Origin of the sequence: Bradyrhizobium sp. CCBAU 45384, from assembly GCF_028128665.1 — a bacterium.
Classification (GTDB): domain Bacteria; phylum Pseudomonadota; class Alphaproteobacteria; order Rhizobiales; family Xanthobacteraceae; genus Bradyrhizobium; species Bradyrhizobium manausense.
Map to the genome: position 1 here is coordinate 163,162 of NZ_LBIZ01000106.1, position 15,222 is coordinate 178,383.

A 15,222-nucleotide genomic window follows, 5' to 3' on the forward strand; every position below is an offset into this window, starting at 1 on the left:
AGTTTGACATGATTGATCCTTCCGTACGTGCCGTTTTGCGGAGCAAATACTCGATCCGTCGCTTCTTCGCGATATTCGGCGCTTTGCTGCTAATTCTTTTGCTTTTGCTTTGGCTCATTACGACGAGCTCAATGCCAGCGTCTCTTCGCGATGCATCCACAAATTTTCTAGGAAACTTCGCCGCAACGGTCGCGATATTTCTGTGTACGTACGCCTTCTACATTTTTGTGACGTCTCCCGAGTTGCGTAATGCAGAGGTAATTCCGCTACGAAATGTGGAGATCGGCGATGAGATCATCGATCTTCCTCAGGGCGCCTCCGATTATTGGTTTTGGGGACGAACGGGATCATACTTCCGCACGGCGGTCCTGCCACGCCTAGACTCGCTTGCGCGTGCTGAACGAAAGCGAATCAAGCTTCGGATTATAGTTCCCGATCCCGATCGAGAAGGAAGTGCAGAGCTCTATAAAAGCTTCAAAAAGGGCCTAGGTGAAGATGCCGACAACAATACCCTGGCAGCCAACGTAATCCTAACTATAGCCACATCAGTGGCGACAGTTCTACGCAATCCGTATCTATCAATCGAAATCGGCCTGTGCGCTAGTGTGCCGGTCCTCCGGTTTGACATCTCGACGTCCGGAGTGCTGATCACCCGCGACGCTAAGGATCTACCAGCAATCCTCACCAACTCTGGAAATCCATTCTTCGAGATGTTCAAAGATGCACTAGAGAACGAGTTGTCGCAGTCTAGGAAAATTCGGTGGGATGATTCGGTTGGACCGCCCCTCGAAGGCCAAGAGCTAGACCCAGAGTTTCTTGACTCAATCTCCGGGTTGCCGCGCGTCAATCAGGAGATACTGAAAGCAGCCAGTGCGATTCAGGCGGGCGCATCACACCGTTATGCGGGATAAATTAATAGAGCTGCTCACCACGGAATCGGTGGCAAGTCCCATTAACTTGCCCATCCGTCAGGTGCAGGCCTTCTTCCGGGATCGATTCAAGGCGATGCTTGCGAGCGCCGTCCGGCATCACCCCTTAGGATTTCTCTACATGTCGGAGCAAATAGCCGAGGGCACGCACTTGAGATATCACTTCTGGCCTGAAGACTGGCTGATGCCCTCGCTCGAACAGGGTAAAGAGGATCACGATCATAGCTACAGGTTGACCTCAATCATCGTTGCCGGCGAGCTGCGACATCAGACCTTCGAAGCCGCGCACGACGCCAACGGAACCCACGAGATTTTTGAGGTGTGCTATTACAGTGGGGACTCAGCGCTAGTTCCTACCGGTCAGGTTGTCCGCGTCGCGTGTTCCGGTGATCAAACCTATTCAGCTGGGGAATGCTATACGTTGAGTCCCGGGGTGATCCATCGCGCGACCCCAATCAAGTTGCCGACGGCGACGATCGTCGTCACAGTCGACGCAATGAACATGGGTAGGCCGAGGGTTCTTGCTGAAGTCGGAGATGCAATCGCCGCGAGCTCGTTCCATCGAGGGGGGTTGACTGCATCAGAAATCGAGAAGGTTTCCGCAGAACTAGTGCGGTGCCTTCCCGCGTAGTCTCTCTCGCAGTCTGTTTGCCCGACGGATCAAATGACGAGACGCGTTACTAGATACCCGTCGGCACCAGGATCAATTCCCGTCATCTCCGCCCCTTAGAGGATTCCATCACCCTCGCCGCCGGCCCGTAAAGTGCCTCTCATTCCGGGTCACCACGTCAGATCATGCGCCAGCGCCGTCGCCGCGATCAGGCCGCAACAACAGGAACCGACCTGACTGCCCTGATTGCTTCCCCATTGATCCGATACGGCGCTGTCGATCCCGACCGTGATCGCCCTCCCGCAGACCTTGCAAACCAGCAAAATCATCAGGATGATCGGTGCGTCGTAGCATCGCTCGCGAGGTCTTCATGCGAAAATGCGAAGTCGCCGTGCTGGGTCTGGGGCTCATGGGCGGAGCAGCGCTGGGCGCATTGCTGGATGCCGGCGTCGATGCGCTCGGCTTCGATCCGGTCGCAGCAGGCTCGGATCGAGGCTCGTCACATGGTTCATGTCGCATTTTCCGTCGCTTCAATTTCGAAAACCCCAACTACACCAGCCTGAGCGACGAGGCTCATGCCGGCTGGCTCCGGCTGCAGGCCGAAAGCGGTCAAACGGTTCTGACGGAAACCCCTATTTTGGAGGCCGGCCGCGCCGGCTCCGCCATGGTGGCGTCCTCGCGCGCGGCGGCGATCGCGAAAGGGCGCCCGGATCCGATGATGACCGCTTCTGTGGCGAACAAGGAATTTCCGGCTTTCAACCTGCCTGATGACTGGGACGTCGTCGTGCAGGACGGTGGCGCGATTCTGCACACCGCTACAGTCATGAAGCTGATGCGCGCACGCGCCGGCAATCGCGCGATTGGCGAACACGCGAGCTTCACGCCGCACCCGGACGGCGTGTCGATCCGCACGGCCAGCGAAGAGTTCTTCGCCGAGCGCGCGATCCTGGCGCTTGGCCCATGGCTCGGTCGGGCCCTCCCGCAACTCACCGCGCTGCTCAATGTGACCCGACAGGCGGTCGGCTGGTTCAAGCCCGCGCGCCCCGAGACTGTGGTTTCAGGTCGTTTCCCGATCTTCATTCTGGACCGAGGTCCTGACGACATGGTCTACGGCTTTCCGGACTTCGAACAGCGCGGCGTCAAGGCTGCGCCCCACAACCACGGGCCCGTGGTCGGCCCCGACGATTGGGGTCCGCAGGCCAGCGATGCCGAACTCCACCCCATCGGCGAAGCGCTGGCCGCGCTCGTCCCCGGCGCGGCTGGGCCCATCATCGATCGAGACGTCTGCCTCTACACCAACACCGCGCCCGCCGACCGCCTGCCTGATGCGGGCGAGGAATTCATCATCGATCGCTGGCCGGAGTCCCGCCTGATCGTCTGCTCCGCGTGTTCAGGCCATGGTGCGAAGTTCGCGCCCGCCATCGGGCAAAGGCTCGCTCGCCTTGCCACCGATCCGTCCTACCAGGCAGAACCCTTCTTTCAGCTGTCCCGATATTCTCAATTCGCCTGAGCGGATGCTGGATATTGCGCCCTGCCTGTCGAACCTCCCGCCATGATGCCATCATGCACCTGTTTTGCCCGACGGAACAAGCGCAATTTCTGGAATTCCGTAATCGTGTGCCAAAGTCCTTGACCTGACGGAGGTTGGCTACTGTGCATGGGGTTGTTTTCGACTTTCTTTCCGCCCGGCAAACGGAAGCTTCCGGCGCCGTGGCCGTTTGAACCCGCCGCCGCCGCGTTCCGACCAATAGCCCACGGCCGGCAGTCGGCCCGCTGATCCACGACCATGTGATCCCACGACGATGTTCGACAAAGCTTACCGGCAGCGCCTCGAGGCTGACCTTGCGCAATGGGAGGCCGATGGCGTGATCGCGCCGGCGGCGGCTGGCGCCATCCGCAATGCGTTGCCACCGCTCTCATCAGGCATCAACATCGCCGTCGTCGTCGCCATCGTCGGCGGCCTCTTGATCTCGGCCGCGTTCCTCGCCTTCGTCGCGGCGCACTGGACCGAGATCGCGCGCCTGCTGCGGTTTGCGATCCTGCTCGCCGGCATGTGTGTTGCCGGCGGCCTCGGCGCGTGGTTCGCAGCATCGGGCCGCAATATTCTCGCCGATCTTTGCGCCAGCATCGGTGCCATCATCTTCGGTGCCGGCATCGCGCTGGTCGGCCAGATGTATCATCTCGGCGACGATTTTGCCGGCGGCATGCTGCTGTGGTCGATTGGCGCATTCGCCGCGGCGCTGCTGACCGGCTCGCGCGGCGCGCTTGCGGTCGCCCTCGTCGCCGCCGGCATCTGGACCTGCATGCGCGTCTATGACGCGCCCGATGTCCTGCATCTTCCGTTCCTGCTGCTCTGGCTGATCGCCGCCGCGCTTGCGCTCGCCTGGAATTCCCGCGTCGCGGCCCATCTCGTTGCGATCGCGCTGCTGCCGTGGTGGATCGCGACAGCGCTTCGCTTCGATCTCGATGGCATGCAGCCGGCATTCGTGCTGGCTGATGGTGCGGCTCTGCTGTTCGGCGCCGGCCTTGCGATCGCCGCTCACGCCTCGCCGCGGGCGCAGCGGCTTGGCAGCGTGCTGTCGATCTACGGCGCGTTTGCGCTTGGCCTCGTTGCCTCCCTGGAGGTGATGACAATCGACGACATCTTCCGCTTCCGAACCGGCACGGCGCCAGCGCAGCCGCCATGGGCGATCCTGTGCGGAATGGCCGGCGTGGTTCTTGCGCTCGCCTCCGCCGGCGTGACAAGGCGCGCAGGTGAAATCCTCGCGGCCTGTGCCATCGGCCTCGTGCTGGTCGCCGCGCCGCTCTGGCCGGCGTCCGCGGCCGGCGAGCCCTGGTTCGCCTATGCCGCGCTGCTCGCTGCCATGCTGTGCCTCGTCGTGTCAGGCGTGCTCGATGACGTGCGGCCGCGCATCGTCGCCGGCTGGCTCGGCATCGCCGGTGTCATCGCGGGGATCACCTGGGCCGTGAAGGGCTCGCTGCTGCGCCGCTCGGCCTTCCTGGCCGCGGCCGGCGTCATCGCCGTCGTGTTCGCCTCAGCGCTCAATCGCATGCTGCCGAGGGCCGGGCGATGATGAAGCTCTCCGCACTCTGGCAGCGCATCCCGAAAGCCGTGCTGTTCGGCGGCGCGATCCTGCTGCAATGCGCGCTGTTGATCCTGATGGTCGCTGATCGCACGCAGATCCTGCGCGAGGGGCGCGAGGTGACCTTGCAGACCCGGCCGGTCGATCCCCGCGACCTCCTGCGCGGCGATTACGTCACGCTCGGCTACGACATTACGCAACTGCCGGCGGGTGCGCTTGCCGGCCAGCCGTCCGCCGAGCGCAATCCGGTCGTGTTCGTCAAGCTGGCGCCCGATGCCGATGGCCTCTATCGGGCCGTCTCGGTGCATGCGGCTCCTGTCGCGGTCACGGCGTCCGAGGTGTTGATCCGCGGCCGCGTCAGCTATTCCTGCGGCTCAACCGGCCGCATCTTCTGCGACAGGCTGACGATCAGGTACGGCCTGGAAAGCTATTTCGTGCCGGAAGGCGAGGGCAAAAAGCTCGAGCAAGCCCGCAACCAGCAGAAGCTGCGCGTCGTCGCCGCCGTGCTCCCCTCGGGCCGCGCCGCGATCAAGCGGCTGCTGCTCGACGGCGAGCCCGTGTATGAGGAGCCGTGGTACTAACCAGCTTGCGCCTTCAACGCCCGCCGCAGCACATCCCACATGCGCAGATCATTCATATGCGCGACGTTGAAGCGCAGGAAGTTTTGCGCGGTCTGCGACACGCTGAACACATTGCCCGGTGCCAGCACCACATCCTCTTCGAGCGCAGCGCGCGCAACCGCGGTGGCGTCCTGTCCGTGGGCGAGGCGGCACCACAGGAAGAAGCCGCCGCGCGGCATCAGCCAGGGTTCGATGCCGAGCGCCCCGAGTTTTCGCGCCACATCGCGACGAGCCCGCGTGAGCCTTTGCCGGAGCTCGTCCATGTGCTTGCGATAGCTGCCGCCGACCAGGACTTTTACGATCATCTCGGTCGCGACCGGGCTCGGGCCGCCAAAGCTGGTTGCGACCTGGAGATCGACGAGATGCTCGACCCAATCGGCCCGCGCGGCGATGTAGCCGCAGCGGACCGAGGCGGAGAGTGTCTTGGAGAAGCTGCCGATGCGGATCACACGGTTCAATCCATCGAGCGCAGCCAGGCGCGGTGATCGCTCCGGCTCGAAATCGCCAAAGATGTCGTCCTCGATGATGGTGAGATCGTGTGCGGCAGCCAGGGTCAGAAGCCGGTGCGCGGTCGGAAGCGAGAGCGTCGCGCCGGTCGGATTGTGCAGCGCTGAATTGGTGATGTAGAGCCGCGGCCGTTCGGCGGCGAGGATCTGCTCGAAGCTGACGACATCGGGGCCCGACGGCGTATAGGGCACGCTCACGATCTTCGCCTGATGTGCGCGCAGCAACGCACGGAAATTGAAATAGCAGGGGTCGTCGACCAGCACGGCGTCGCCGGGACGCAGCAGGAAGCGGCAAATCAGATCGGTGGCCTGCGTGCCGGAGCCTGTCAGCATCAGCTGATTGATCGAGGCCTCGATCTCGTCTTCCGCGAGGCGCGTGAGCAGCAGCCGGCGCAGCGCCAGCGACCCGGAGGTCGAGCCGTAGTTCGTCAGCACGCTGGCGTCGCTGCGGGCGAGCGCGCGGGTGGCACGCCGCAGCGCCGCGTCCGGCATCCACTCCGGCGGCAGCCAGCCGCAGCCCGGCTTCGGCACGCCCGCATCCGTATCGAGCGATTGCCGGGAGACCCAGAACGGATCGACGGCCCGGTCGCGGCGCGGCCCGGCTTCGGTCAAGGCGAGCGGCGGCGTGACAGTCGGTGAGACATAGAAGCCAGAGCCGCGGCGGGCGCGGATCAGCCCTTCGGCGGCGAGGCGATCATAGGCTTCGACCACCGTGGATGGCGAAACACCCATCGCCGCGGCCAGGCTCCGGATCGACGGCAACCGGTCGCCGACACCGAGCGCGCGGCCGGCCACCTTGGCGCGGATCGCGCTCATCACGTCGACGGTCCGCGTGCCGCCACGCCCCTTTGTCTGCGCCCCGCCATCCAAGGTGTATGACCTTCCATGCCCATACAGTTTTGCGGGATTGTATGGGATTGTCGCTGGTTTTGCCATCGGCCCGGACCGAAGGTCGTCGCCCAAAAAGGTAAGATGGACATGCAATCCGCGGGCAGCGGCTGGGGCAACGGGCTTCTCGGCGTCATCATCTTCAGCGGCTCACTGCCGGCGACGCGCGTCGCGGTCGGCGGCTTCTCCGCGCTATTCCTGACCTCGTCGCGCGCGATCATCGCCGCGCTGATCGGTGCGGCCGTGCTCGGCCTGCTGCGTCAGGCTTGGCCCGAGCGGAAGGATCTCGCCTCGCTCGCCATCGTCTCCGTGGGCGTCGTGCTCGGCTTCCCCCTGCTGACCGCGCTCGCGCTCGAGCACATCACCTCGGCGCATTCGATCGTCTTCATCGGCCTTTTGCCGCTGTCGACCGCGATCTTCGCCGTGCTGCGCGGCGGCGAGCGGCCGCGGCCGCTGTTCTGGCTGTTCGCCATCCTCGGCAGCGCCACGGTCGCGGGCTTTGCGCTGTCGAATGACGGCTCGGCCTCGCTCACCGGCGATTTGCTGATGGTCGCTGCGATCGTGCTGTGCGGGCTCGGCTACGCCGAAGGTGCCGCGCTGTCGCGCCGGATCGGCGGCTGGCAGGTGATCTCCTGGGCGCTGCTGCTGGCGCTGCCGCTGATGCTGCCCGTCATGATCTGGGCCTGGCCTCAGGCATGGAACGGCGTCGGTCTGCCTGCCTGGATCGGTCTCGGCTATGTCTCGATCTTCAGCATGTTCGTCGGCTTCATCTTCTGGTATCGCGGCCTTGCGATCGGCGGCATCGCGCGCGTCGGCCAGTTGCAACAGCTCCAGCCGTTCTTCGGGCTCGCGCTGGCTGGCTTCCTGCTGCACGAGCCGGTCGCATGGAGCATGATCGCCGCGACCGCGCTCGTGGTCGTCTGCGTCTTCTTCGCGCGAAGATACGCCTGAGCGCTCTCGTCTCACCCCTGGGCCATCACCGGCCGAGTCTGCGCGCTTCTGGCAAACTTCTTCAGCGGCATCGGCTTGCCGAACAGATAGCCTTGCACGAGGTCGAAGCCGAGCTCGTTCGCGGCCATCAGGTCGGCCCGGCTCTCGACACCTTCCGCGACGGCGCGGGCGCCGTAGCCGCGCGCGAGCTCGACGATGTGACGGCACACGGTGCGCTTCAGGCGGTCATTGCCGCAGCCCGTGACGAATTGCCGATCAGCCTTCAGCTTGATGAAGGGAATTTTGTCCAGTCCCATCAGCTCCGGCCAATTGGCGCCGAGATTGTCGACCGACAGGCCGATATTATGGAAGCTCATCTCGCGCGCGACATCGGTCAGGAAAGCGAGGTCGTGGATCGCTTCATTGCTGGCGATCTCGATCGTCAGCCCGCCAAAGGCGGGATGCATCGGCATGCGGCGGCAGAGATCGCGCACGGCCTGCGGCTCCTTGAGATAAGGCGCGGGCAAGTTGATCGACAGATCGACCGCGCTCTGCTGTTCCAGGAGATAGTGCCAGTCCTGCACGGCGCGCTCGATCACGAATTCAGACAAGTCGCGGAAATGCGGGTCGTGCTCCTCCGGGATGAAATAGGCCGGTGGCACCACACCCCAGGTTGGGTGGCGCATTCGCACCAGCGCCTCGGCGCCGCGGCGAACCAGCGAGCGCGCATCGATTTTCGGCTGGTACCAAAGCTCGAGCCAGCCCGCATGCAGGGCCTCGCCGACATGCACGGCCGGGCTCGGGGCCGGCTCCTCCGGCAGCAGCATCGCAACACGGTCGCGCAGCGTGTCGGCGGCAAAGGGCGTGGTGAGCGGCGGCAGCATCGTGAGCCCGTACTCCTCGCCGACCTGCTGCACGGCTTTCACGATGATCGAGTCGCGCGCGCCGACAGCGAGCACCTTGCCGTCGAAGCCTTCGCGCACCAGAACCTCCAGGAATTGGCCGGGCTCGATGCCGTCGGCGGCGATGCCGAGCAGGATCAGGTCCGGCAGATCGGTGGCCAGCGTCGCCTGCAGCTCGCTCGCACCGCTGCATTCGCTGGTGACGAAGCCAAGATCCTCGAGCACCTCGCTCATGAAGGCACGCAGATGGCGCTTGCTGTCGGCCACGCATGCGCGCGGCATTATTTTCCGTCGTCCGAAGGTCCTCAGCCGCCCCCCGGCGAGCTCACCAATCCCATCGTTCATCGCAGACCGCTCCCATTCCGTTACAGTCGAGTTAACGGAATGTGGGGCGTTATAGTATGGAGAGCTTCACACGAATCTTGAATTATCCTGATAACGTTAAAGCTCGCAACATTTGTAAAATTGTCCGAATTCTCTTCGAGAAATTTTTACCTCCGCCTGCGCGCTGCGTGCAGCTATGCGCTAAATCCGGTGAGAGTTTGCGAGGAGCGCATCGCCGATGCGCGCAGCCGGTGTCCCGCAATTGGACGAAGCCGGCGCGCACTTCGCCCAATTGAATAACGCCGGCCTCAATTGGCTGTGGCTTTGTCGTGTTCGGCCATGCCGACCGCCTTGTAGTCATAGGTCGGATAGAATTCCGTGCGGTACGGACCCCACGCTGTATCCTCGATGATGCGGTTGACTTCGCGTAGGCGCGAGGCCGGCAGGCGCAGCGTGACCACCTGGCCGATGCCCATCATCACGTACCAGCTCACGACCTCCACGCCCGCGGGTGGAAAGGCTTTGCGAAAGCCCTGCTTGTCCAGCTGAGCGTTGAGCTCACTGAGTGGACGCGACTGATCGTGCTTGAAGAAGATTGTGAGCAGGACGGCATTGTCGGCGGTCGGCGCGGAAGTGCCCGGAGGCGGCGCCGTCTGCGCCATCGCCGCTGACGCGATCGCGCCCAGGAGCCACGTCATCTCGGTCAATGTCAGGCGGAGCGATTTCATTGCCAATGTCCTTCCATGCGGCATGCGATGGACAGGAGGATAGAAGCGATACGCCCAGTCCACGAATTCATTTTCGCTCATTTTCGCGCGATGCGCGCAAGTTCCGTCGCCGCGCGTGACGGTTATGCGGCAAACTCACCCGGTCCGACGGCAGACGCGTGTGAAGCACCTCACACGCCTGATGCCGCCCATGCGCTATTGCTGCGCGCGGCCGGTGGTGGGCTATCAGGGATTGCAGCTATGTCGATGCGGCGGATGATCTACTGGTGGTTCAGATTCGTGATGTCGGGGCGATTTCTCGATCGCTTCCTGACGCTGCCGCACACGCCCGAATAGAATCTCGAGGAGTCAGGTCACCCCGATCAATTTGCGAAACGCCGCTGCTCCATCCTGCACGGCGTCCCGGCCCTTCCAGGCCAGATAGCTCAGCTTGCCGCCCAGCGTGTCCTGGCTGCGCAGCCGCCGCGAGCCGAGAATGTGACCGACATTGGCGGGGAAGCGGCTGACCTCGGCCGCCACCAGCGCCGCGATCGCGTCCATCAATTGCTGAAGCCGGACGCCCCATTCGCATCGCTCGATGCCGTCGATCCGGACCTTGAGCGAATGTTCGGCGTCGTAGATTTCGGTGAGCAGGTCGCGCGCGACCAGGAACCGGTTATGGCGGAGCGCGATCCTCAGGGCGAGGCGCTTGTCGTCGAGCCGGTCGAGCACCATGGGAACGACGCAGGCATAGGGCGCCGCTGCAACCTCGTCCGCGCTCTTGGTCGCGGCCCCCTTGGTTGCAAGATATATGAGCCGCCAGAACGTCTTCAGGCGCCTCGCCACCAATGCGAGCGCAAACGGCAGCGCATCGGGATAGGCCTTCTTGAAGCCGTCGAGTTGCGCGGTGATCTGCGCGACCTGGCCGTCGTCGAATTTCGTGATGGTGTCGGGCAGCTTCGCGTTGAATTTCGGAAGCGCGTCGCCGGCGCGCAGCACCTGCAGCATCTTCTTCACGTCGTCGAAGGCGGTGCGCGAGGCCGTGTATTGCGCGAGCTTGGCGCGCGCGAACTCTGTGCTCTCCGGCGAGGCGAGCGTGTTCTCGAGCACCTTGACGACCTTGCCCTGGAAGTTCGTTGCGATCTTCAGCACTTCCTTGGGATTGTTGGCGGTGACCTGGTCGTTGATCGCCCTGACGTAGTCGCGCGCCATGGTCGGCAGCAGGTCGCGGCAGATCCATTCCCAGATCGGGGTGAGCGTGTTGCGCGAGATCCGTCCCGCATTGGCATGCTCGGGCGCACCGTCGATCAGCAGCAGCTCGAGCGGTGCGAAGAAGTAGCGCGATGGATTGGTGGCGCGCGCCTGGTTCGATCCATCCTTGCGGAATTCGGCGCGCAGCTTGGCCTGGATCTCCGCCGAGCCCGGCATGTCGATGCCGCAGGCTTCAAGCCGCTCGAGTTCGCTCAGCAGACAGCTGCGCGACAACGGCGTCAGCTTCTGCAGGAACTCCGAAAGCTGGTCGATCTCGTCCATTGCACGCAGTCTCTTGCAACGTTTCCAGCAGGCCTGTCGGCCCGATGCATGGAGGCATTCGCGCGCTCTCAATTGTGACAAGAGAAGCAAGCCGCCGTTAATTTATCCGTAAAATGGGGGACGCCGGGCCGGCCGGTGCTGATCTCCTTAAGGATGTCTTTGGAGGTTGCCTACGAATCGGGCAGGCTCAGCAACTTTTGCGAAGGCTTGAGCGACCGGACGCAAGCATAAATTGTGCCTGTGCCGGCGTTCCAGCACAAAACCGACAAAATCACCGTAGTCTTACGGAGCAAAAAGTTAACCACAGAAGGCCTCGGGTTCCGCTAAACGAATCACATGGGGTCACAGAACGATACGGTTGCTGATTCGCGGCCGTCGGAAAGGTTCGAAAGCAGCGCTTCTGCGCGTGAAGAGCTCGATTTCGTCCGTCTCAATGCCGCCCGTGCCAAGGCGGCTGACGAGATGGCCGCGGCCATCGCGCGCGAGCTCAACGGCCCCCTGACCGCGCTGCTGCTCTATATGGGCGAAATCAAGCATCACAGCGACCAGCTTGCGCCCGCTTCGAGCGAACGCGCCTATTTGCAGCAGGTGGTCGCGAATGCGCTGACCCAGACCGAGCGCGTCTGCGGCCTGGTCAAGCAGCTCGCCGGCTCCCACAAGGCCGGCTTGCCCACTTCGTCCATCACCGAGGTTCCCGAGCTGCAGGCCGGCCACGCGTTGCAAGTACCGCGCGAGGCAGGCTCCGAGCTCTCGAGCCTCTCGGGCAAGCGGCTAACCAAGCGCGAGCGCGAAGTACTGAGGCTGATCAGCGAGGGTTTTTCGAATAAGCAGGGCGCGCTGCGGATGCAGATCAGCCCACGGACGTTCGAGAGCCATCGGGCCGAAGCGATGCGCAAGCTCGGCGCACGAAACACCGCCGACCTCGTCCGCGCTGCGCTGCTGCATTCGATCGATTGAGCTTGTCGTCTGGCGCCGCCTCTGCGGCGGCGCCATTGCACCTAGAAATAATCTTCGGCGAAGGGGCGCACACGCGAAGTCGGCCGCAGCATCTTCGGCTCTTCCTTCGGCGTATTCGGGATGATGGTGATGGTCCAGCGTGGCGGGATGGTCGATTCCTGCTCCAGCACGGAGCGGACAAAACCCGTCACCGTGGACTCGCCTGCCTTCACCGTAGCCATCCGGCCGTTGAACTGGGCGATGCGGAAGCGACGGACCTCTTTCTGATCCGCGGTCTCATAGGTGAACATGGAAACCCTCCTGGTTTCCGGGGACTATCGCCAGCTATGATTAGTCATCTGTGAAAATTGCAAACCGTATAAGTACGGCGAGGGTATCCGGGGGCCGTCAATCGCGCGATTCCTGCGCCTTTGCGCCGGCAAAGGCCGCATCCAATTGCTGCAGAAGATCATCAAATTCAGCGGCGCCGAGTGCATCGGCCGTGCTTTCCAGCAGCGAGGCCAGCGACGCGAGCCTGACATAGCCAAACGTCCGGGCGGTGCTCTTCAGTGAATGCGCCTCGCGCCCGATCCTGGCCCGGTGCTGGTCGAGCGCCAGCGTGCGAAACAGTTTGAGCCGCGCGATAGTCTCGCTCCAGAACACCGTCCGCACCTCGCTGGCGCCGTCCTCGCCGATTTCGCGCACCAGCGCGTCGAACGCGCCGGCCTCGCGCAGCGGTTCGAGCTCGCGCTGGGACGCGGTTCCAGGCGCAGGCGCGAATGTGGTGTCGAACATGGTTGTCCCGGTCCCCGTTTGGCGGCGTCCGGGAGATTTACGTCATTCCGATTGCAGTTCTGGTCACGAGAAGCGCGGTGTTTGACGGCTGAGTTAAGCACTTGCTTTACCATCCGCCGCTCCGTGCGCGCCGTCAGGGTCCGAGCAGTCGATCGTACTGGGCTTTGACCGTGGCATAGCATTCGCACGCCGTCTGGCGCAGCCCGTCCAGATTGAGGATCTGGATGTGTCCGCGGCTGTAATGGATGAAATTGGCCTGCTGCAAAGTATTGGCGACCAGCGACACGCTGTTGCGCCGCGCTCCGATCATTTGCGCCATGGCCTCCTGCGTTAGCAGCAGCCGATAGTCGCCCGACAGATCATGGGTGTGCAGCAGACAGCGGGAGAGTCGCGACTCCACCGGATGCGCCGCGTTGCAGCCGGCGGTTTGCTGGACCTGGGCGTAGACTGCGAGGCCGTGGCGAAGCAGCAGCGTTCGCAGGCTGGAGCTTTGCTCAGCCGCCACGCGCAGCCGGTCGAGCTCGATCACCGATGCGACGCCGGGAATGAGCACGATGGCGGTGTTCAGCGCGCATGCATCGCCCATGGTCGAGAGCGCGCCAAGCAGGCTGTCGCGGCCGATCATGGCGACTTGCACATGCTCGCCCTTGGCGAGCTTCACGACCAGCGAGATCACGCCGCGGTGCGGGAAGTAGGCGCGCTTGAGCGTCTCGCCGGTCTCGACCAGCACGGCGTCATGCGGCAGATCGACCGTGCGCAGATATGGGCGGATCAGTTCATAATCGTCTGTCGACAGCGCCGACAGGAGACCGTTGGAGGGGCGCACCATCGTTTCCAAAGCTGCCTCCCGTCTCGTCAATCAAACAATCTTGGTTCGAAATCGATTCCTCGCTCAATAACAAGTTCCATCTTGTTCCCCGCAGGATAAGTTGGCAATCACAGACCTTACGGACAGCGCGATGTTTTGTTTCTTTGATGGCTTGTGTGCACTCCGGAATACAACGGGTTGAGCTGTCGACGGCGTCAAGGCGGGAGTCGCAGCAGCCGCGCGTGATGAGCCCTTACGGCGGAACAACAGTCGCAGGATGTCGCCTCCAGGGCGCACAGATCGGTGATTTCGATCTGGCCCCGGCTGTACCGGATGATTCCGGCGCGTTGCAGCTCATGCGCGACCAGTGAAACGGCGTTACGTCGTACGCCCATCATCTGGGCCAGGGTTTCCTGGGTCAGCGGGAGGGCTTTCTTGTTGGACAGATCATGGGCGCGCAGCAGCCAGCATGCCAGCCGCGCCTCGACAGGATGAAGCGTATTGCAGAGCAGGGATTGCTGTGCGCGCGCGAACAGGGCTTGCTCATGCCTGATAACCAGGCCGCGGAACCGGGCACTCGCGGCAGCAGCGTTGCGAAACGCCGAGATTTCAACGGCGGATGCGGTCCCGGGAAAGAGCGCGACGGCATCTGACAGCGCGATTCCGTCAGCGAGGGCTGCGCCGCCGGCGACGATGCTATCGCGTCCGATCATCGCCACCTCGATGGTCTGCCCTTCGGAAGGGCCTACGGTGATCGATACGGCTCCGTCATGTGGAAAGTAGACATGTCGCAGCGCCACATCAGCTTTACTCAAGACAGTTGTTCTGGCCAGTTCAATCGTGACGAGGTGAGGGCGCAACAGCTCGAAATCTGCTGCATCGAGCATTTGCAGCAGCTGGTTGGGCGGTCGGCCGCTTGCGGTCATATGGGCGCAATCCCACGCATGCCATGAGATGTGTCGCGCCCTCGACACCCAGTTGCGCGGCGGCTAAATTGTATTTTATTGGTTGTGTTGCTGTCCATATACCTGTTGGAGGGCACCTGCGACGCCGCTGATTGCGATGTCCGGCTATTCCTTCGCGGATCTGAATTCGTCGGCGCCGGACTTTCTGAGGATGGCGCTCGAACTCGGCGCGGCGCGCTGCCTGCGCAAGCCGTTCACGCCGGATGCGCTGCTGGCCGCGATCAATGACTGTTTCGCAGAGCACCATGCGGCCGCTGCGCGGCTCGGTTAGCGCGTTACTGTTCGCGACGCCGGGCGGGTAAGAATCCGTTTACGGCGAGTGCGCGTCTTGCTGATGTCATCGGCACATCGACCAAACGCCGCGCATGCGATGCCAATCGCCGGTGATTTGATTCAATTGGTGCGGCCCTTACGTATCCGCCGACATTGGCGGAATTTTTTTGCGCCCGTCGTGACGCTGTTATCCTCGCATTTACCTGTCGCGTTTCGGGGCCGAAGCTCCGTGCCGGACTTGCCGAAAGCCGCAGTCGCGCGTCCGTCGAATCGAAAACTTCTCTTCAATATCCGTATTAGCACGGAGGATGAAATTAACGGGACCGTGAAATGGGTTGTCTAACGATCTCGGAGCGGATTTCCGCCAATTGCTGGCGGCGCGGACGTCGGGGTCCAGCTCAGTAAGGCGTAGC

16 protein-coding genes and 1 pseudogene are annotated in these 15,222 nt (G+C 63.1%); 9 read left to right on the forward strand and 8 right to left on the reverse strand.

Translation table 11 applies throughout. The features are described 5' to 3' along the window. Positions 1–8: 8 nt before the first annotated feature. The 5 genes from XH80_RS17515 to XH80_RS17535 all read left to right on the forward strand — a co-directional run bounded on the left by XH80_RS17515 (position 9) and on the right by XH80_RS17535 (position 5,203). A complete protein-coding gene (locus tag XH80_RS17515) occupies positions 9–911 on the forward strand; it encodes a hypothetical protein (RefSeq protein WP_271599634.1) in 903 nt (300 codons plus the stop codon). A gap of 46 nt (positions 912–957) precedes the next feature. Then, positions 958–1,560 (forward strand): hypothetical protein, encoded by a 603-nt coding sequence (locus XH80_RS17520; RefSeq protein ID WP_271599635.1) that lies wholly within the window; start codon positions 958–960, stop codon positions 1,558–1,560. Positions 1,561–1,909: 349 nt separating this feature from the next. After that, positions 1,910–3,049: an FAD-dependent oxidoreductase gene (locus tag XH80_RS17525; protein WP_271599636.1), complete on the forward strand. Its 1,140-nt coding sequence runs from the start codon at positions 1,910–1,912 to the stop codon at positions 3,047–3,049. Between the two features lie 292 nt (positions 3,050–3,341). Further along, entirely contained in the window at positions 3,342–4,613 is a 1,272-nt protein-coding gene (locus XH80_RS17530) for a DUF2157 domain-containing protein (RefSeq protein ID WP_271599637.1), read from the forward strand. After that, positions 4,610–5,203 (forward strand): GDYXXLXY domain-containing protein, encoded by a 594-nt coding sequence (locus XH80_RS17535; protein ID WP_271599638.1) that lies wholly within the window; start codon positions 4,610–4,612, stop codon positions 5,201–5,203. The genes XH80_RS17530 and XH80_RS17535 overlap by 4 nt, the downstream gene beginning before the upstream one ends. Here the strand turns inward: XH80_RS17535 and XH80_RS17540 are convergent. Next, the gene (locus XH80_RS17540) at positions 5,200–6,564 is read right to left on the reverse strand and encodes an aminotransferase-like domain-containing protein (RefSeq protein WP_442869150.1); all 1,365 of its coding nucleotides are present in this window, start codon (positions 6,562–6,564) and stop codon (positions 5,200–5,202) included. The genes XH80_RS17535 and XH80_RS17540 overlap by 4 nt on opposite strands. 162 nt (positions 6,565–6,726) lie before the next feature. On the opposite strand from XH80_RS17540, the gene XH80_RS17545 reads away from it, so the two are divergent. Continuing rightward, positions 6,727–7,587 carry a DMT family transporter gene (locus XH80_RS17545; protein WP_271599651.1) on the forward strand — a complete coding sequence of 287 codons (861 nt, stop codon included), beginning with the start codon at positions 6,727–6,729 and terminating at the stop codon, positions 7,585–7,587. A gap of 11 nt (positions 7,588–7,598) precedes the next feature. Here XH80_RS17545 and XH80_RS17550 read toward each other — a convergent pair whose 3' ends face one another. Beyond that, positions 7,599–8,813 (reverse strand): EAL domain-containing response regulator, encoded by a 1,215-nt coding sequence (locus XH80_RS17550; RefSeq protein ID WP_271599640.1) that lies wholly within the window; start codon positions 8,811–8,813, stop codon positions 7,599–7,601. 287 nt (positions 8,814–9,100) lie between these two features. After that, entirely contained in the window at positions 9,101–9,520 is a 420-nt protein-coding gene (locus XH80_RS17555) for a hypothetical protein (RefSeq protein ID WP_271599641.1), read from the reverse strand. Positions 9,521–9,535: 15 nt separating this feature from the next. Between XH80_RS17555 and XH80_RS17560 the strand changes: the two genes are divergently transcribed. Next, positions 9,536–9,856 (forward strand): hypothetical protein, encoded by a 321-nt coding sequence (locus tag XH80_RS17560; RefSeq protein WP_271599642.1) that lies wholly within the window; start codon positions 9,536–9,538, stop codon positions 9,854–9,856. Between the two features lie 12 nt (positions 9,857–9,868). On the opposite strand, the gene XH80_RS17565 is transcribed toward XH80_RS17560, so the two are convergent. Then, positions 9,869–11,032, reverse strand: a complete 1,164-nt coding sequence (locus XH80_RS17565; protein WP_271599643.1) for a hypothetical protein — start codon at positions 11,030–11,032, stop codon at positions 9,869–9,871. A 336-nt stretch (positions 11,033–11,368) separates the two neighbouring features. Between XH80_RS17565 and XH80_RS17570 the strand changes: the two genes are divergently transcribed. After that, positions 11,369–11,989: a helix-turn-helix domain-containing protein gene (locus tag XH80_RS17570; protein ID WP_271599644.1), complete on the forward strand. Its 621-nt coding sequence runs from the start codon at positions 11,369–11,371 to the stop codon at positions 11,987–11,989. Between the two features lie 41 nt (positions 11,990–12,030). Here XH80_RS17570 and XH80_RS17575 read toward each other — a convergent pair whose 3' ends face one another. The 4 genes from XH80_RS17575 to XH80_RS17590 form a co-directional block, all read right to left on the reverse strand. Further along, complete coding sequence (locus tag XH80_RS17575; protein ID WP_057740838.1) at positions 12,031–12,279, reverse strand: hypothetical protein; 249 nt, start codon at positions 12,277–12,279, stop codon at positions 12,031–12,033. Positions 12,280–12,376: 97 nt separating this feature from the next. After that, complete coding sequence (locus tag XH80_RS17580) at positions 12,377–12,763, reverse strand: Hpt domain-containing protein (RefSeq protein ID WP_271599645.1); 387 nt, start codon at positions 12,761–12,763, stop codon at positions 12,377–12,379. Between the two features lie 133 nt (positions 12,764–12,896). Beyond that, entirely contained in the window at positions 12,897–13,592 is a 696-nt protein-coding gene (locus XH80_RS17585; protein ID WP_271599652.1) for a Crp/Fnr family transcriptional regulator, read from the reverse strand. A 194-nt stretch (positions 13,593–13,786) separates the two neighbouring features. Continuing rightward, positions 13,787–14,497, reverse strand: a complete 711-nt coding sequence (locus tag XH80_RS17590; RefSeq protein WP_271599646.1) for a Crp/Fnr family transcriptional regulator — start codon at positions 14,495–14,497, stop codon at positions 13,787–13,789. Between the two features lie 109 nt (positions 14,498–14,606). Here XH80_RS17590 and XH80_RS17595 point away from each other — a divergent pair. Next, positions 14,607–14,807: pseudogene (locus XH80_RS17595) on the forward strand (response regulator); the annotation flags it as partial. Between the last annotated feature and the right edge of the window lie 415 nt (positions 14,808–15,222).